This window comes from Paenochrobactrum gallinarii, assembly GCF_014205685.1.
Classification (GTDB): domain Bacteria; phylum Pseudomonadota; class Alphaproteobacteria; order Rhizobiales; family Rhizobiaceae; genus Paenochrobactrum; species Paenochrobactrum gallinarii.
Genome location: NZ_JACIIU010000079.1, coordinates 1 through 1,389, shown reverse-complemented (window position 1 = coordinate 1,389; position 1,389 = coordinate 1). Strand labels below are relative to the sequence as shown.

Below are 1,389 nucleotides of genomic sequence, written 5' to 3'. Positions count from 1 at the left end.
TTGCATATGTGGAACGGCCCTGATAGCAAGGTATTTCTGCGTTAGTGCCCCATGGGACGGTGCAGTCATATGTCCGGCCTATTAACGCGGCTTTATTCCCGCTGGCCATGATGATATCCGCGATGCCGATCGCCTAATCAAATTTGCGTACTCAAAGGCACATTGCAACAGACGGTCTGATCGATATCTGGATTTTGTCCGGTTGGTTCATCACGCTTGGCACCTTGCCATGTAATCCAGCTGCTTTAGCCGGAAGCTCTGCTTTCTTGTCTTTATACTTTCATCATGATGTCCGGTGCTTGATACGTGCCACCTTTCACCAGAAGCGCCCAGATCGTACGCGCTATTTTGTTCGCTAACGCAACGGCTGCAACCTTATATGGGCGCCGGGCCAGCAGTGCGATGACCCATTTTGGCATTGGTACGCCACGCCGCGCTTGCTTGAGAATAGACGTTGCACCAACAATGAGCAGCGTTCGCAACTGCTTATTCCCCTGTTTCGATATTCGGCCGAGCCGCTCCTTTCCGCCACTGGAGTTTGCTCGGGGCGTAATACCAATCCAGGCGGAGAGATCACGACCGGTTCTGAATGCCGCAGGATCATGAATAGTCGCCTGAACGGTTGCTGCAATGATGGGGCCAACTCCGGGAATGCTGGTCAAACGTCGGGCAGCCTCATCGGCTTTTACTGTCGCCACGATTTTCTTATCAAGCTTCTCGATGCGTGTGGTCAGCATCTCTATCTGTTCAGCCATTTCCAAAAGAGCCATCCTTGCCACTTCAGGAATTCTGTCATCCTCGTCGTTGCGCAGTATACAAATGAGTTTGGCGATACTTGTCATGCCGCTACACGCAATAATTCCCATCTCTGCCATATGAGCTCGTATCGCATTTGCAGTCTGGCTACGCTGCCGTATTAGTAATTCTCGTGTTTTGAGTATCATACCTGCAGCTTGTTGCTCAGAGGATTTGATCGGGACAAAGCGCATTGTCGGGCGTGTTACGGCTTCGCAGATCGCCTCCGCATCAGCAGCGTCAGTTTTGTTACGCTTTACATAAGCTTTCACATAGATGGGTGGCATTATCCGGACGGTATGACCGATTTCTTCAATGGCGTTGGCCCAATAATGCGCACTCCCGCATGCCTCTAACCCGACGAGACAAGGTTCGATCCTTTGAAAGAACTCCAGCACTTGTGATCTGCGCAATGCGCGGCGAATAAGGACGCGGCCATCTGAAGAGATTGCATGCACCTGGAAAACAGCTTTGGCCAAATCAAGTCCGATTGTGGTAATCTTATCCATGGAACGGTCCTTCCTTTGTGGCGTGTTGCAACGACCACGTTAGGCACTTTCGATGCCGGTTAGAAGGGCCGTTCCACCCCATCAA

Annotated in this window: 1 protein-coding gene; it reads right to left on the bottom strand. The window is 51.4% G+C overall.

Annotation, left to right across the window (positions count from 1 at the left end; all coding sequences use genetic code 11):
• Positions 1–272: 272 nt before the first annotated feature.
• Positions 273–1,304, bottom strand: a complete 1,032-nt coding sequence (locus FHS77_RS16055; protein WP_184224915.1) for an IS110 family RNA-guided transposase — start codon at positions 1,302–1,304, stop codon at positions 273–275.
• Between the last annotated feature and the right edge of the window lie 85 nt (positions 1,305–1,389).

Excerpts from the sequence above, each read along its gene's own strand:
- FHS77_RS16055 (WP_184224915.1), bottom strand. The coding sequence starts at position 1,304 with ATGGATAAGATTACCACAATCGGACTTGATTTGGCCAAAGCTGTTTTC.